Here is a 14,796-nt window from a genome sequence, read left to right as displayed (position 1 = left end):
CCGCGACCGGCCCGCCGGCAGGGCGGTAGCCGACGCCGCCGATCGGCCCCGGAGCCGCGGGACCCGCCACAACCGGGCGTCTCCACCGGGAAGGATACCGTTTTGACGGTGCCGGCAGTCGTCTCGGGGACGGATGTCAGCCGACGCCCCGGCCGACGGCTCGCTCGACGGGATCAGGGCCACGGAGACGAACGCGATCGCCGGGATGTTCCGTACGTACGGCCGCGACAACCTCCTCCTCTTCGGCGTCGGCGGGGTCGCGAGCGTGCTCTCGCGGGCGATGGAGCTCGTTCCGGCGTACGTCCTGGCGGTCGCGATCGACTCGCTGTTCTTCGACGAGCGTGCGTTCTCCCTCTGGGGGATCCCCGACGGCCTGCTTCCGGCCGATCCCGGCGAGCAGTTGCTCCTCGTCCTCTCCCTGCTCGCGGCCTCCTACGTCCTCGAGGCCGGGCTGGGCTGGGTCAACGACTGGTGTTGGAACGCCTTCGCCCAGCGGTTCCAACACGAGGTCCGGGTCGACACCTACGACGCGATGCAACGCCGTGGGATGGGGTTTTTCGACGACAAACAGACCGGCGAGGTGATGAGCGTGTTGAACAACGACGTCAACCAGCTCGAGGGCTTTCTCACCGATAGCTTCAACCAGGGGATCCGGATCGTCGTCCGCGTCGGCGGGATGGGCGCGGTGATGCTCGCGATCAACTGGCGGCTGGGGATCATCCCGACGCTCGTGATCCCGGTGCTTGCGTACGTGAGCTACCGGTTCGTGGCGCTGATCCACCCCAAGTACCAGGACGTCCGCTCGGCGGTCGGCCGGCTGAACTCCCGCCTGGAGAACAACGTCGGCGGGCTCACGGTCGTCAAGGCCTACAACCGCGAGGAGTTCGAGACCGACCGGGTCGCGGATGCCTCCCGGGAGTATCTCGATTCGAACTGGGACGCGATCACGACCCGGATCAAGTTCTTCCCGACGATCCGGCTCATCACGGCTGCGGGCTACGTCGCGACCTTCCTGGTCGGCGGCTGGTGGGTGATGTTCGGCTCGCCCCACCCCTTCTTCGCCGGCTCGCTCACCGCCGGCACCCTGGTCATGTTTCTCTCCTACACCCGGCGGTTCATCTATCCGATGCGAAACTTCGGCCAGATCCTCAACGACTACCAGTACGCCGAGGCCGCCGGCGAGCGCATCGTCGGGCTGCTCGACTCCGAGCCCGCGATCCGTGCCGACGAGGGATCGACCGTCCTCGAACCCGCCGAGGGCGACGTCGAGTACCGGAACGTCTCCTTTGCCTACGAGGCCGACCGCGCCGGCGACGACGACGGGCCGGTCGTCCGGGACGTCTCCTTCGAGGTCGGGGCCGGCGACTACGTCGGGCTCGTGGGGCCGACGGGCGCGGGGAAGTCGACGCTGATGAAGCTCCTGATGCGGCTGTACGACGTCGACGGCGGCTCGGTCCGCATCGACGGCCACGACGTCCGGGAGATCGACCCCCGGAGCCTCAGGCGCTCGATTGGCTACGTGAGCCAGGACCCCTACCTCTTCTACGGCACCGTCCGGGAGAACATCGCCTACGGCCTGGAGAACGTCGACGACCGGGAGGTCCGGGAGGCCGCCCGGGTCGCCGGCGCCCACGAGTTCGTCCGGCGCCTCCCCGAGGGCTACGAGACGATGGTCGGCGAGCGCGGCGTGAAGCTGTCGGGCGGCCAGCGCCAGCGAATATCGATCGCCCGCGCGATCCTTGAGGACCCCGAGATCCTGATTCTCGACGAGGCGACGAGCCACGTCGACAACGAGACCGAGGCCGTGATCCAGAACAGCCTAGAGGAGCTGATCGCCGAGCGGACGACGTTCGCGATCGCTCACCGACTCTCGACGGTCCGGGACGCCGACCGGATCCTCGTGCTGGACGACGGCGAACTCGTCGAGTCGGGCACCCACGAGGACTTACTCGAGCGCGACGGGCTCTATGCGACGCTGTGGAGCGTCCAGGTCGGCGACGTCGACGATCTTCCCCGGGAGTTTCTCGAACGAAGCGGTGCGCTCCCCGAGGAGAGCCGATAGCCGGAGTGGCGTGGGTCTCGCTCGACACCGACTCGAGTCGGCCGGAACGTGTTGTCGACCCGAACGTATTCACCATCCAAACAGTTATGGTGGTATGGATAGGTTATCGACACGTCGGCCCTCCAGACAGCCGGCACGTGACGCCACTCACGTCACCCTCATCTCTCGCTTTTGTCGCCATCCTCGAAAGCGACGCCCGACGATCAATCCGGGCGCGTCGGTCGGCCACTGACGGTCTCCGCCCCGCGGTCGTTTAAGTACTTCTCGCGACAAGGTGGAGATACGAGGGACGTTCTCCGGGGAGCCATACTTTCAACTACGAGCAGCGGGTACGGGGTCGTGATGAGCGACGAGGAGACCGACCTGGCCCGGCCGACTCCGGGCGAGGCACACGCGCCCCGCAGGGAGACCGACGACGCCCCGCTCAGCCGGCGGCCCGGCGACAGTACGGTCGCGCGTGCGGACCTCCAGCGCGACGAGACCACGCGCCGCTGGGGACTGGTCACGCCAAGTGCGACCCGGATCGGCCGCGCGAGCTCGCCCCTCGAGGACGTAAGCGAGAACGTCCGGCGGCTCCACGACGAGCGCCACCCCGCGATGGAGGGCTACAGCGCGCGGGCCCATCGCCTGGAGAAGCTCCGACTCACCCACGCGCTGTGTGGCCGCCTCGAGCTCACCCCCTGGCAGCGCGACCGCGCGATCGGGATCATGGTCGACCTCGATCTCACCGCGTTCGGCAGCCAGCGGGCGATCCCCACGGTCGCGCTGGTGGTGATCCGCCACGTCGTCGACCTCGAGCGCGAGCGCCACCTCGGCCTCCACGACGACGACTGGATCGGCGAGCAGTCCCCCGACCGGCTCGCGGCGCTGTACGACCGGTTCGAGTCGATCACCGACGACGAGGAGTTCGTCTCGCTCTGTGCGGACCACGGCCTCGACGTGACGAGCCTGAACCGGCTCCGGCGGACCCTGCGCGAGCAACTCGACGATCAGGACCTCGGCGGCGCCGTCTACGGACGGAACCCCTACCGGGACCCCAGCCTGCCCGAACTCGGGGTCGGCTCCTCGGCCTGACTCTCTTTAAGTGTCTCTGGCGACAAGGTGAAGATACGAGAGGCGGTCCCGTCGGTTCTTTCCGTGTTTCGACCCGGCGAGCACCCGCCCCGTTCTTCGACGGTCACTCCGGGTCGGTCTCGAGGACGACCGAGAACCCCTCGCTCCCGAACTCCACGACGGCCCCCCTGAACGTCGCCCGGAACCGCTCGTGGTGGTGGCCGTGTTCGGGGTCGATCACCGTCACCCCCTCGACGAGTCCGAACTCCTCCAAGCGATCTAGCCGCCGGAACGCCGTGGGCTTCGACACGGACGTCGCCGCGGCCACCTCGGTCGCACTCCGGGGTTGCTCTGCGATCGCACACAGCACTTCGCGGGTGTACTCGTCTCCCACCAGATCCAGGAGCTGGGGGGCTTGCTCCCCCGCGTCCCGGTACCGTGATCGGTTTGCCTCGCGTGGCATGGACGGATATCCGGGCAGTAGTCTATTCAATTCTATCCGGATACTATCTAAAAAATAGATACTATTATAGTATCTGTACTCTCTATACTATTCAAAATGAGCGGCGATCCCGAACTTCGATCGATCGATGAGGTCCACGTCGCCCCGGTCGGCTACGAGGCCGACCGGATCACCGAGCCGGCGATCGAGTACGGCGCCGACACGGTCCATCTCCTCGAGGGAGCCGAACGGGCGTCGTACCACGACCGGATCGCGGACACGCTCGAAGGAGGGGGGATCGCCGTCGAGACCCACGGCGTCGACCTCCGGGACGTCTACGACGTGCTCGGGCGGACGACGACGATCATCGACGCCTGCGGCGAGGACATCGTGCGGGTCAACGTCTCGAGCGGGCCGAAACTGGCCGCGATCGGCGCGGCGCTCGCGTGCATGGCGACCGACGCGAGCGGCTATCACGTCCATCCCGAGTCGGCGTCCCATCCGGTCGCGGAGACCCCGCGGACGGAGGGAATGGAGATGGCCGAACGACTCCCCTCTTATCCCCTCGAGACGCCGACGGCCGACCAGGTCCGGGTGCTCGACTACGTCGATTCGGCCGACGACGCCGTCTCGACGCCCAAGAAGAGCGACCTGATCGACTTCGCCGAGGAGGAGGAACTCGCTTTCCTGACGACCACGGACCCGGCGAACGACAAGGCCAAGTTCGCGCTGTTGAACAACCGGATCCTCGACCCGCTCGTCGGGAACGGTTACGTACGGATCGAGTCCGTCGGGCGATCGAAACAGGTGTCGCTGACCGAGACCGGACGGAACGCGCTCCGGGCCTTCCGTCACAAAGTGTAGCCGGTCGGCGAGCGTGCGGTAGGGATCGCCGGTTAGATCCCCAGGATGGCGCGTGCGAGCCCGAGGAAGATGAAGAAGCCGAGCACGTCGGTCGCCGTCGTGATGAAGATGGTCGCCGACGTCGCCGGGTCGATCCCGAACCGGTCGAGCACGAGCGGGATGACCGTCCCGAAGAAGCCCGCGATGACGAGGTTCAGGACCATCGAGACGCCGAGGACGACCCCCAGCAGCGGGCTCCGGTTGAACACCGTCGCGATGGCGGCGACGAGCGCGCCCGTGATCGCCCCGTTCGCGGCTCCGGCGATGATCTCGTTGACGACCGCCCGTCCCCCGGTCTGCAGGGAGACCTGTCCGTACGCGATCCCGCGTACGGTGACCGCCATCGACTGGGTGCCCGCGTTGCCGCCCATCCCGGCGACGACCGGCATGTACACTGCGAGCAGCGTGAACGCCGCGATCGTGTCCTCGAAGAGGCCGACGACGGCGGCGGCCAGAAACGCTGTCCCGAGGTTGACGATGAGCCACTTGTACCGCCGGCGGACCTTCGCGAGGGGGCCGTCGAGAATGCTCTCCTCCTCGGTGAGGCCGGTGAACTCGTAGAGGGTCCTGCTCGCCTCCTCGTCGATGAGCCGAAGCAGGTCCTCCGCGTAGATCGCCCCGAGGACAGTGTCCTCGCCGTCCGCTCGGTCGACCACTGCGACCGTGCTTTCGGGGTTCTCCCGGAAGCGCTCTAAGACCACCTCCTCGTCGCTGTCGTAGCCCACGGTCGGTACCTCCCGAACGTAGTCGTCGATCGCGTCGCCGTCGCCGTTCGTCATCGCCAGTGCGGGTCCGGGCAACTCCCCGAGCAGCCGTCCGTTCTCGAGGACGAAGATGACCGGGAAACGGCCGGTGCGTTCCTCGTAGCGCCGGACGCGTTTCCTGACCTCGCCGAAGCCCCGGCGGACGTCGACGGTGACGTAATCGAGGGTCATGAGCCCGGCGGCGCTCTCGGGATCGAACTCGAGGAGGTACTCGATCGCTTCGCGGCGGTCCTCGTCCAACCGCCGGAGGACCGCCTGTCGGGTCTCCTCGTGGGCGACCTCTAAGGCGTCGGTCGCCTCGTCGGGATCCAGCCGGCGGACGAACCCGTGTAGCTGGTCCTCGTCCATGTCCGCGACGACCGCCTCGCGCACGGCGTCGGGGAGCTGGACGAAGACCTCCCGCTGGCGCTCCCGGGAGAGGGCCCGGAACTCCGCCGCCGGCTCCGGCGAGGCGGCGATCGTCTGCTGGGCGTCGGCCAGGACCTCCGTCATGTTTGGACTGGTCCCACAGAGCGACTAAGCCGTTGCGATCACCGAACTCCACCTTTCAACAGCGAGAGGGCCTGCCGTTTACACCCGGGTCGGTGACACCGATAGTTCCTATCGCAAGATTCACATAACTGAACCCGATCCCCTGGCCAAACCAATAGAATATCCAATACGTTTACGTAATAAGCGAGCGTATGATAGGTATGTCGTCGAACATCGGTCGGGGGAGGGTCGGCTTCGTCGAGCGGCTGAAGACGGGGTGGACGCTGACGAAAGACAGCCTCGGGGTAGTCCGCGATCACCCCCGTCTGCTGGCGTTTCCGTTGCTCGCGGGCGTCGCCAGCCTCTGCTTTCTCGCACTTCTCTTGGTCCCGCTGCTGGCCGCGAACCTGTTCGGGAGCGGCGTCGAATACGCCGTCCTGTTCGTCCTCTATTTCGTCACCACCTTCGCGAGCACCTATTTCTCGGCCGCATTGGTCTACGCGGCCAACGAGGCCTTCCACGGCCGCGAACCGGGGCTCCGGGAGAGTCTCGGGGCGATACGGGGCCGACTCGGTCCGATCCTCGCCTGGGCGGCGATCGCCGCGACGGTCAGTATCGTCATCAAGGCCCTGGAGGACGCCGACAACCCGGTCGCGGCGCTCCTGGGCTCGCTGTTCGCGGTCGGCTGGTCGATCCTGACCTTCTTCATCGTCCCGGTGATCGTCTTCGAGGACGTCTCCGTCACCACGATGTTCGAACGCAGCGGCGAGACGTTCAGGGATACCTGGGGGGAAACCCTCGGTGCCGGATTCGGGATCACGCTGATCGTCGGGCTGATCGGTCTCGTGCTCGTCGGGGTCGCGCTCGCGGTTTCCGTGCCGGTCGCGAGCGCGTTCGCCGGCCCGGGGCTGTTCCTCGGCGTCGTCCTGGTGGGCGGGGCGGTCGTCTTCACCGTTCTCCTGGGACAGGCGATCCGGGGGATCGCGAAGACGGCGCTGTACGTCTACGCGGTCGAGGGAGTCGTTCCCGACGAGTTCGAGAACTTCGACTTCGAGACGCTGGGCGGGCGGACCGAGCGATCCGCCTCGCCGGGAGCAGCCGGCCCGACGAAGACGGCCGCCGACGGACGCTGACGCCGCCGTCCGTGCGACTCGAGGGACGGTGATACATAGTGCGAGCGCATACCCGCGTCTTCAGGCGCGGGTCGAGCGGTAGGCATAGTGCGTCCGGTCCACGTTGCTACAACCGGCCGGATTTCCCATGCCACTCGGGAGTTTTAAGACCGCCTCTCACCATAGTGTGTAGTGCGGATGAAGACCACACGGCACGCGACTTACGACCTCAACTACCACATAGTGTGGTTGCCGAAGTACCGCAACTCGGTGCTGGTTAACGAGGTAGCAGGCCGTGTGCGTCGAATACTCCACGAAATTTCCGATGAAAAGGGATTGGAGATCGTCGACCTCACCGTCCAATCCGACCACGTACACCTGTTCGTAAGTAGTCCACCGAAGCACGCCCCGTCACTTCTCGCCAACTGGTTCAAAGGCATCAGTTCGCGGAAATACAACCACCGCTACGCCGACCACGACGGCGAGAAAATCAAGTGGGCGCGCGGCTACTACGCCGGAACAGCAGGACACGTCTCAAGCGAAACGGTTCAAGACTACATCCAGCGTCATGAGGAGGACGAACAGTGACCGAACTCACCGAGACGCTGGAACTCAAGCTTGTGGAGCCGAACGCCCACAAGCACCGCAAACTCTGCGAGACAAAGCGGGCGTACCAAGACGCTCTCGAAGCCGCGTTCAACGCCAACTGTACCACCCAGACCGAAGCGAATGACGTGGTGGTAAACTACGACCTGAGCGGATACGCGAAGAACGCGCTCAAGAAGTACGTCCCACAACTCTGTGGCGGAAGCTACGACGCGCAAGAGCTTCACGACGACCACGCGGTTCGGTTCACGAACGAAGGTCCGAAGCTCGACCACAAACCACAGAACGCCATCGAGTGGTACGTCAAAATCCCGCACCACGACGACTACCACCTGTGGCTTCCCGCGCAACCGAACCCCGAACAGCGAGAGTGGCTGGAAGCGTTGCACGCGGGGGACGCGACGATGGGCGAGTGTCGGCTGTTCGACCGTGGCGGTGAGTGGTACTTGCACGTCGTCGCAACTCGGGACGTGGAGGAACGATCCAGTTCGGCGGACGAAACGCCGATTGGGGTAGACATCGGGGAAGCCTCTTTGGTAACGGTGTGTCACCGTGACGAGCGCGGCTCCCCGGCTACACCCAACCTCTGGAACGACGATGGGAAGCGAGTACGGCAACTCCGTGAGACATACTTCACGGCGACTCGACGCCTGCAGCAACGCGGAAGCGAGCGTATCGCCGAATCCTACGGCGACGAGTTGTGGCGACACATCGACCACATCCTTCACACGGTCACGTCGGAGGTCGTCGCCTACGCCGACCAATTCGAGAACCCCATACTGGTCCTCGAAGACTTGACGCATATCCGCGAGAACATGGACTACGGCGCGTTCATGAACCGGCGCTTGCACGGATGGGGCTTTGCGAAGATGCACGCCCAACTCCGCTACAAAGCCGCCGAGAAGGGGATTCGTGTGGAGACGGTGAATCCCGCGTACACCTCGAAGACGTGCCACTGTTGCGGAGAACAGGGCTACCGCCCCGACCAAGCGACGTTCAAGTGTTCCAACTCGGAGTGTTGGGTTTCGGAGTACCACGCGGACATCAACGCCGCGCTCAATATTGCAGACCGCTACCTCGGCGGAGAGAGCCATTCAAGAGAACACACGGATGGCGATGACTCGGCTGAGGAAGGGGGCCGTTTGACCGGCCCGCAAGACAGCCAAGCCGATGCTGACACCCAGCAAGAGACGTGTGGAGCGTATGCGTCTTGAAACCTTAGGGCCGCGCTCGGCCTGAAATCCCATGGTGGGATTCCCGCGACTTTAGGCGCGGGAGGAGGTCAATTCCCGTCTCGGATCGAGGCGTCTCGTGGATCATCGTCGGCGACGACGCCGGACTCTTATAGGGCCGGCGGCAAACGCTCGGACATGTCCGACTCCGACCGCGACGACCTGATCGACGCCTACTTCGACGCGATGGACGAAGCCGATCTCGAGCGCGTTCGACCCGTACTCGCCGACGACTTCGTCTACGAGTCGCTGGCTGGCGACCTCGAGGGCGCCGCCGGCCTCGAAACGTATCTCGAGGAGGTCCGGGGGCTCTCGAACACGAGCCACCAGGTCACGCTGCGGGCCCACGGCGAGGATGCTTCGGTCGCGGAGGGGGTCGTAACCGGCGACGGCGACGACGGGCGCGTCGAGGCCGGCTTCTGTGACGTCTTCGAGTTCGACGACGCAGACGAGCGGATCGTCCGCATCGGCGTCTATCTCAACGACTCCTGAGACGGCCGGCCGTACGACTTCCGGCCCCCGCGCCGTCGACCTCTCCGTCCTTTTTTCTCGTCGAACTCAGGAATCGGAGCCGTCGCAGTCCGCACAGAGCGGTCGGAAACAGACGGGGCTGTGGACTTCCTTGGGGAGCGGGGTCTCCGCGCCACACGAGAGACAGGGTGCCGTCTCCGGCGCGTCGTCGCCCGACCGGTCGGTTCGAGTCACGTCGTCCCTGCTTTCGGTCGCCACCGTCCTCAGTGTATCGCTGCTCCCGGCCGAAACCGCCACCGGGAGGCCCGGCCTGGACCCGCTGCCGTTGGCCATCGGAACGAGCGGGCGGCGAGCAACCCTTACTAGTTAGGAAAGGTGCTCAACTCTCGAACTGTCGTACCGGAACACGCACGGCAAACCATGACAGATAAGACACGACGGCGATTCCTTCAGATCGGCAGTGGCGCAGTGCTCCTCGGCGGCGTCGGGCACGTCGTAGCCGACGACCACAACGAGTCGGACGGCGGGAACGAAAGCGGGGAGATGAACGAGTCCGGCGGGATGAACGAGTCCGACGGCGAGATGGAGGCCACGGCGATGGTCACCTTCGAGGACCAGACCACCGATGGAACCTGGGTCACCGTCGCGGAGGCGATGCTCCCGGAGGGCGGGTTCGTCACGATCCACGACAGTTCGCTGCTCGACGGCGAGGTCCTCGGGAGCGTCATCGGCGTGAGCGAGGCGATGGAGGCGGGCGAGATGAGCGACGTCGAGGTCCCGCTGTTCGGCGACATCCCGGGCACCGACTTCGACCGGGAGATGCTCGAAGAGGACGAGACGCTGATCGCGATGCCCCACATGGACTCGAACGACAGCGGTGCCTACGAGTTCGTCGAGAGCGAGGGCGAGGTCGACGGCCCCTACGTCAACGACGCCGGCGATCCGGTCGTCGCCGACGCGATGGTCACCGTCGAGGCCGACGACGAGGAAGAAGGGTCGGCCTCGGTCAGGGTCGCCCACCTCTCGCCGGACGCCCCGAACGTCGACGTCTACGTCGACGGCGAGCTCACGATCGAGGACCTGCCGTTCGGCGACGTCACCGACTACCTCGAGCTTCCCGCCGGGACCTACGGCATCGAGATCACGGCCGCGGGCGACGCCGAGACCGTCGTCTTCGACCAGGACCTCGAGGTCCCCGCTGGCGCCTTCACGATCGCCGCGATCGGCGAACTCGAGGGCGACAGCGCCTTCGAGGTCACCGTCATCGAGGACGACGTCTCCGAACTCGGCGAGGGCGAAGCACGCGTCAGCGCGTTCCACGCCTCGCCGGACGCCCCGAACGTCGACATCCGGGTCGCCGAGACGGGCGAGGCCCTCTTCGAGGACGTCCCCTACGGCGAGGGCGGCTCCGTCGCGGTCCCCGCGGGCGACTACCGGCTCTGTATCTACCCGGCCGGCGGCGACGAGGCGGTCATCGGGGCCGACGTCTCCCTCGAGGCGGGGACGGCGTATTCGGCGTTCGCGACCGGCTACGTCGGGAGCGAGCCCATGCTCGACCTCTCGGTCGCCGCGAGCGACACCTGGGACTGAGAGAACGTTCAGCTACGCCCGACCCGTTCGGTTTCGTTCGGCCGGGCTCGAGATGGGATTCTTTTGTGGCGAAATACCGACCCCCGATCCGAGCAAGTCGTAGCTACGCCTGGTCCCCGTAGGGATGCCGGATGACGGTCTCGCCGTCGGCGTCCCGCACGACGACGACGTCGCCGGCCGAGCGCCAGTGCTGGCGGTTCTGGCCCCAGTAGATCGTCTCGGCGGTGTCCTCCCCGTCGCCGGTCACGAGTCGGACGCTCGCGCCGGGCTCGAGGACGAACCCGTCGGGGAACTCGAGCGGTTCGAGCCCGTGGGTGTCGACGGCACCGCCCTCGCGGTCGCGGACGGTCCAGCCCGACATGTCGAGGGGCGCGTCGCCGACGTTCGTGAGTTCGACGTACTCGTCGGCGGGCTGGTCGCCGGGGGCGGCCCTGTCGGTGACCTCGAGCGAGCCGGTCGCCTCGGGGGCGGAGTCGACGGCGCCGGGATCGTCCGCCCCGTCTTCGTCGTCGGCGTCCTCGGTCTCATCGTCGCCCTCGCCGTCGGCGCCCTCGTCGAAGCCGACGGGTTCGTCGGTGCCATTCTCGTCGTCGCCGTCGGCGTCGATCCCGGCGTCGCTGTCGTTGCCGTCCTCGTCGCTACCGGTTCCGCCGTCGCTGCCGTTTTCGGCGTCCGTGTCGTTCGTCGCTTCCCCGTCGAAGCCGATGGGTTCGTCGTCGGTTCCGTCGTCACTGGGGGTTCCGTTCCCGTCGGTGTCGGTCGTGTCGTTGGCGTCGTCCGCGGACGCGTTCCCGTCGGGGGTGCCGTTGCTCGCCGCGTCCTCGTCCGAGGACCCGTTCGCGGCCGACCCGTTCGTGGCTGTCTCGTTCGTCTCGGTCCCGTTCGCGGCCGGATCGTCGGAGTCGTTCCCGGCGTCGCCCCCATCCGACCCGCCCTCGGTCTCGTTGGCGGCGTCGTCGAGGGCACCCGCGTCGCCCGACGCTTCGGGGCCGTCGCCGCTCGGTCCCAGGTCGGTCCCCAGGAGGACGGCGCTGCCGATGACGCCCCCGGCGAGGAGGACGACGACGCCGAGCACCGCTACCGAGCGGTAGAACGCCATCGGGTCCTCCTCGTCGGCGCCGTCGGTCGCGGCCGTCGAGTCCGACGCGGCCGCCCCGACCGTCGCGTCGGTCCCTCCGTCGCCCGTGTCCTCGGCGTCGGCTTCGGGCTCGTCGGGACCCTCTCCGTCGGCGATGTCGCCGCCGGGATCGTCAGCGTCGCCCCCGAGGTCGTCGGCCGCCGCGAGGAACGTCTCGATCGGGGCGTCGGCGTCATCGGCGGCGACGGTCCCGCCGGCGAACTGCTGGCGCTGGAGTTCGGTGACGACCGCCTCGACGTCCTCGGCCGGCACGCCGGCCCGGTCGCCGACGCGGCGGAGGTACTCGGCGAGGGTCTCGCCGGACTCTTTCTCGACCCCCGAGCGAGCCTCAACCTCCGCGACCGAGACGGTGGGCATGGCCTCTCCCGGGCTTGCCGGGTGCGAGCGTGGTCGTCGCCGCTGTGCCTGTCATCGTCTCCTCCCTCCCGCTACGGTCAGTTAAACGTTGTATTTCCAGAGCGGACAGTTGGGCGGTGCGACGGGTTGGCCTCCGGGGTCGGACCGTTTCCCCGTTGAGGTCTTCCGATCGGATCGTCTGGATCACATCAACCCGAGCAGCGGCAGTCCGAGGCCGGCGCCCCAGCCGAGGAGGCCGACGGCGAACAGCGCGAGGCCCACCCCGTCGCTGCGCGCCGAGCCCGCCGCGATCGAACCCAGCGCGATCAGCAATCCGACCCGGTGAAGCAGGAGTTCGATCGGCAGCGCCGTGATCCCGATCCCGAGGAAGTCGAGGACGAATCCCGCTCCCAGGCCGACGACGGCGAACATGAACGCCGGCTGGGGCTCGAGGGGTCGACCCAGCCGGTTTGCGACCCGCTGGAGGCGCAGGAACCGACTCGCCCGCTCTAGGGGCTGGGTGAGCACGATGGTCGCAACCGGCAGGCCAAGCGCCAGGATCGGGTAGAGTACGACGACGGCCGCCTGTGGCGTAATCCAGCCGAGCAGTGCCGCCTCGATGGCCAGCGCGGCGCTGCGGACGCCGACGACGAGGCCCGCGAGCGCGACGGCGAGGACGAACCCGCGGAGGTTCCGGTGGGTCCAGGAAAGCAGCGAGCGCCCGCCGCCCGCGAGGTCGCGGGCGGTCTCCCTGCTCACCAGCCCGAGGACGCCGAGGGCGCTTCCGGCCAGCAGCGAGCCGAACGTCCGCAGTTCGACGACCGAGAGCCAGCCGTCGTTCCACCCCCCGTGGATCGCGTGGTACTCCCGGCGGACCTCCTCGACGTAGGGTTCGTCGAGGAACACCCCCTCGAGGTCGTTTCGAGAGTTCTGGATGTCGGTGACGGTGTGGCGAAGCCGGAAGAAGTCGAAGTACTCCTGGTGGACCTGGATCGCCGTCCACTCGTCGTGGTCGGTCGTGTACGCGCGGATGTGTTGTCGGCTCCCGAGGTAGGTTCCGCTGTGGAGCTGGTAGCTCTCGGTGATCCAGCGGCTGCCGCCGCCCTGTTGGGTCGTATCGACGTAGGTGTATCGCGTCGAGCCGTGGGCGTCGTTCCAGCGGATCGGCTCCTCGCCGTCGTCGGTCTCGTTGGTCTCCTCGTCGGGATCGAGCTCCTCCCACTCGAGGTCGTCCTGGTCGGCGAGGGTTCGCCGGACGCGGTCGTCGGGCCCGTGGACGATCATGTTGATCGCGAGGGTCCGTTCGGCGAGCGACCGGTCCCGGCTCGTGTACGGCCAGATGTAGCTCCCGTTTTCGGCGGGCTGGACGAGCCGTTCCCGGTCGATCGTCTCGGGTTCGGTCGCCGGATCGACGACCCCGCCGGCGACCAGGTAGCTCGCGGCGAGGACGAGCGCGGCCGCGACCAGGAGATAGCGCCGGTTCATCCGCCCTCGTCGGTCGGCGTCGGCCGCTCCCGCCGTGTGGGGTCCGTGCTCGATCGTCGCCTCGCCATCGATGCCCTGTACGTTCCAGGACTGCCATAACAGTTTTCGATTCCTGAACGACGTGAATTTCGAGCGCAAGCCTCGCCCTTCAGGGCGGGGTCAAGCGGTAGGCAGGGCCGCAAAACCGCAAGAATTAGGCCCTCTGGCGTCGTACATGGTGGTAAGCCAATCGCGTAAAGTATCAACCGGGAGATCCGGGATCCCTCCCGTAGTCGCGCCGTGTCCAAACGTCTCGGAGGAGGATGCGGTCGGGCGAGGTTGTACGAGCGACGGGGGAAACCACCGTCGTGTGCCGTATGGCCCGTTGGCGACGCCGACGGGCAACCAAAGACTACCCCATTCGCGGTTGTCCACTCCGCCGAAGCGGTTCGGTGGAGTCCGGTCGATGGCACGGCCCGTGTCGGCCCCGTCGAAAAGACGTGGACGAACGCACCCGTTCGGACGGTCGCTTCTGTTGCGGTCGGGCGACCGGGCGGGTGTGGAGCCACAAGCGGGGGAGTCCGAAAGAGACTGGCGTCGCCATGCGCCCACCGCCCCGACGTGGTGCTCACGAACCCGGTACTCCCGTCAGGGAGGAAGTTACCGCCGGGGTAATGTCGGACCACCCGACGCTCCACGGTGGAATCCTCGCGTTTAGCGCGGGGAGGATGTCAAAGGCGGTCCCGGGACCACGCCGGACGCGCGACCTCGTCCTCGAGCGTCTCGGATCCGGCGGTCGCCTCCCGACCGCGGGGAGGAGCCAGTTCGCCGTGAACGGTCGAAATAGTTATCCGAACTACGGGCAATGGGCGAACGCGCGGTCTTCCCCCACCATCTGACCGTGCCAGGCACGAGTTTTCCGGGCGCCGCTCGTCCGGAAAACGACCTGTTCGCTGTGTCGCGGGCTCCGTCGCTGAACCGTTTCAGCAAACGGTAGCGAGGAGCCTCCTTCCTCAACGAGCGACCGACGGGAGCGAGTAGGGTGGAGAGGAATCGCGTTGCGAAGCTGGACGAAACCGCAAGGCTTAGGCCGTCTCCGCCCGTTATGTGAGATACTGCCGTCCTCGCACAAGCCGGGGTCGGTAGGAGCCA

At 66.9% G+C, this 14,796-nt stretch carries 13 protein-coding genes; 8 read left to right on the top strand and 5 right to left on the bottom strand.

Annotated features, from left to right (window positions below; genetic code table 11):
• Positions 1-133 precede the first annotated feature (133 nt).
• Entirely contained in the window at positions 134-2,062 is a 1,929-nt protein-coding gene (locus tag LCF40_RS04820) for an ABC transporter ATP-binding protein (RefSeq protein ID WP_224827591.1), read from the top strand.
• 342 nt (positions 2,063-2,404) lie between these two features.
• Positions 2,405-3,136 (top strand): DNA-directed RNA polymerase subunit epsilon, encoded by a 732-nt coding sequence (locus LCF40_RS04815; RefSeq protein ID WP_198667998.1) that lies wholly within the window; start codon positions 2,405-2,407, stop codon positions 3,134-3,136.
• A gap of 103 nt (positions 3,137-3,239) precedes the next feature.
• On the opposite strand, the gene LCF40_RS04810 is transcribed toward LCF40_RS04815, so the two are convergent.
• Complete coding sequence (locus LCF40_RS04810; RefSeq protein ID WP_114578855.1) at positions 3,240-3,578, bottom strand: ArsR/SmtB family transcription factor; 339 nt, start codon at positions 3,576-3,578, stop codon at positions 3,240-3,242.
• A 96-nt stretch (positions 3,579-3,674) separates the two neighbouring features.
• Here LCF40_RS04810 and LCF40_RS04805 point away from each other — a divergent pair, with 96 nt between their 5' ends.
• Positions 3,675-4,421 carry an HFX_2341 family transcriptional regulator domain-containing protein gene (locus LCF40_RS04805; RefSeq protein WP_114578856.1) on the top strand — a complete coding sequence of 249 codons (747 nt, stop codon included), beginning with the start codon at positions 3,675-3,677 and terminating at the stop codon, positions 4,419-4,421.
• 32 nt (positions 4,422-4,453) lie between these two features.
• On the opposite strand, the gene LCF40_RS04800 is transcribed toward LCF40_RS04805, so the two are convergent.
• Positions 4,454-5,716, bottom strand: coding sequence for a magnesium transporter (locus LCF40_RS04800; protein ID WP_224827590.1), 1,263 nt, complete (start codon positions 5,714-5,716; stop codon positions 4,454-4,456).
• Between the two features lie 200 nt (positions 5,717-5,916).
• Here LCF40_RS04800 and LCF40_RS04795 point away from each other — a divergent pair, with 200 nt between their 5' ends.
• From LCF40_RS04795 to LCF40_RS04780, 4 genes are all read left to right on the top strand, one after another.
• Positions 5,917-6,828, top strand: a complete 912-nt coding sequence (locus LCF40_RS04795; protein ID WP_224827589.1) for a DUF6159 family protein — start codon at positions 5,917-5,919, stop codon at positions 6,826-6,828.
• Between the two features lie 177 nt (positions 6,829-7,005).
• Positions 7,006-7,395, top strand: a complete 390-nt coding sequence (gene tnpA / locus LCF40_RS04790; RefSeq protein ID WP_224827588.1) for an IS200/IS605 family transposase — start codon at positions 7,006-7,008, stop codon at positions 7,393-7,395.
• Positions 7,392-8,627, top strand: a complete 1,236-nt coding sequence (locus tag LCF40_RS04785) for an RNA-guided endonuclease InsQ/TnpB family protein (protein WP_224827587.1) — start codon at positions 7,392-7,394, stop codon at positions 8,625-8,627. Before tnpA ends, LCF40_RS04785 begins: the two co-directional genes overlap by 4 nt.
• Positions 8,628-8,783: 156 nt before the next feature.
• Positions 8,784-9,137 carry a nuclear transport factor 2 family protein gene (locus LCF40_RS04780; RefSeq protein WP_114578859.1) on the top strand — a complete coding sequence of 118 codons (354 nt, stop codon included), beginning with the start codon at positions 8,784-8,786 and terminating at the stop codon, positions 9,135-9,137.
• Between the two features lie 66 nt (positions 9,138-9,203).
• Here LCF40_RS04780 and LCF40_RS04775 read toward each other — a convergent pair whose 3' ends face one another.
• Positions 9,204-9,374 (bottom strand): hypothetical protein, encoded by a 171-nt coding sequence (locus tag LCF40_RS04775; protein ID WP_157972492.1) that lies wholly within the window; start codon positions 9,372-9,374, stop codon positions 9,204-9,206.
• Between the two features lie 162 nt (positions 9,375-9,536).
• Here LCF40_RS04775 and LCF40_RS04770 point away from each other — a divergent pair, with 162 nt between their 5' ends.
• The gene (locus LCF40_RS04770; protein ID WP_224827586.1) at positions 9,537-10,706 is read left to right on the top strand and encodes a DUF4397 domain-containing protein; all 1,170 of its coding nucleotides are present in this window, start codon (positions 9,537-9,539) and stop codon (positions 10,704-10,706) included.
• Positions 10,707-10,809: 103 nt separating this feature from the next.
• On the opposite strand, the gene LCF40_RS04765 is transcribed toward LCF40_RS04770, so the two are convergent.
• Together LCF40_RS04765 and LCF40_RS04760 are read right to left on the bottom strand one after the other, a co-directional pair.
• Positions 10,810-12,201: a lamin tail domain-containing protein gene (locus LCF40_RS04765; RefSeq protein WP_224827585.1), complete on the bottom strand. Its 1,392-nt coding sequence runs from the start codon at positions 12,199-12,201 to the stop codon at positions 10,810-10,812.
• A gap of 183 nt (positions 12,202-12,384) precedes the next feature.
• A complete protein-coding gene (locus tag LCF40_RS04760; protein ID WP_224827584.1) occupies positions 12,385-13,665 on the bottom strand; it encodes a hypothetical protein in 1,281 nt (426 codons plus the stop codon).
• Positions 13,666-14,796 lie beyond the last annotated feature (1,131 nt).

It is taken from the genome of Saliphagus infecundisoli (genome assembly GCF_020177375.1).
Lineage (GTDB): Archaea > Halobacteriota > Halobacteria > Halobacteriales > Natrialbaceae > Saliphagus > Saliphagus infecundisoli.
Note: the sequence above shows the minus strand (reverse complement) of the source record. Positions and strands in the feature narration are given on the sequence as shown.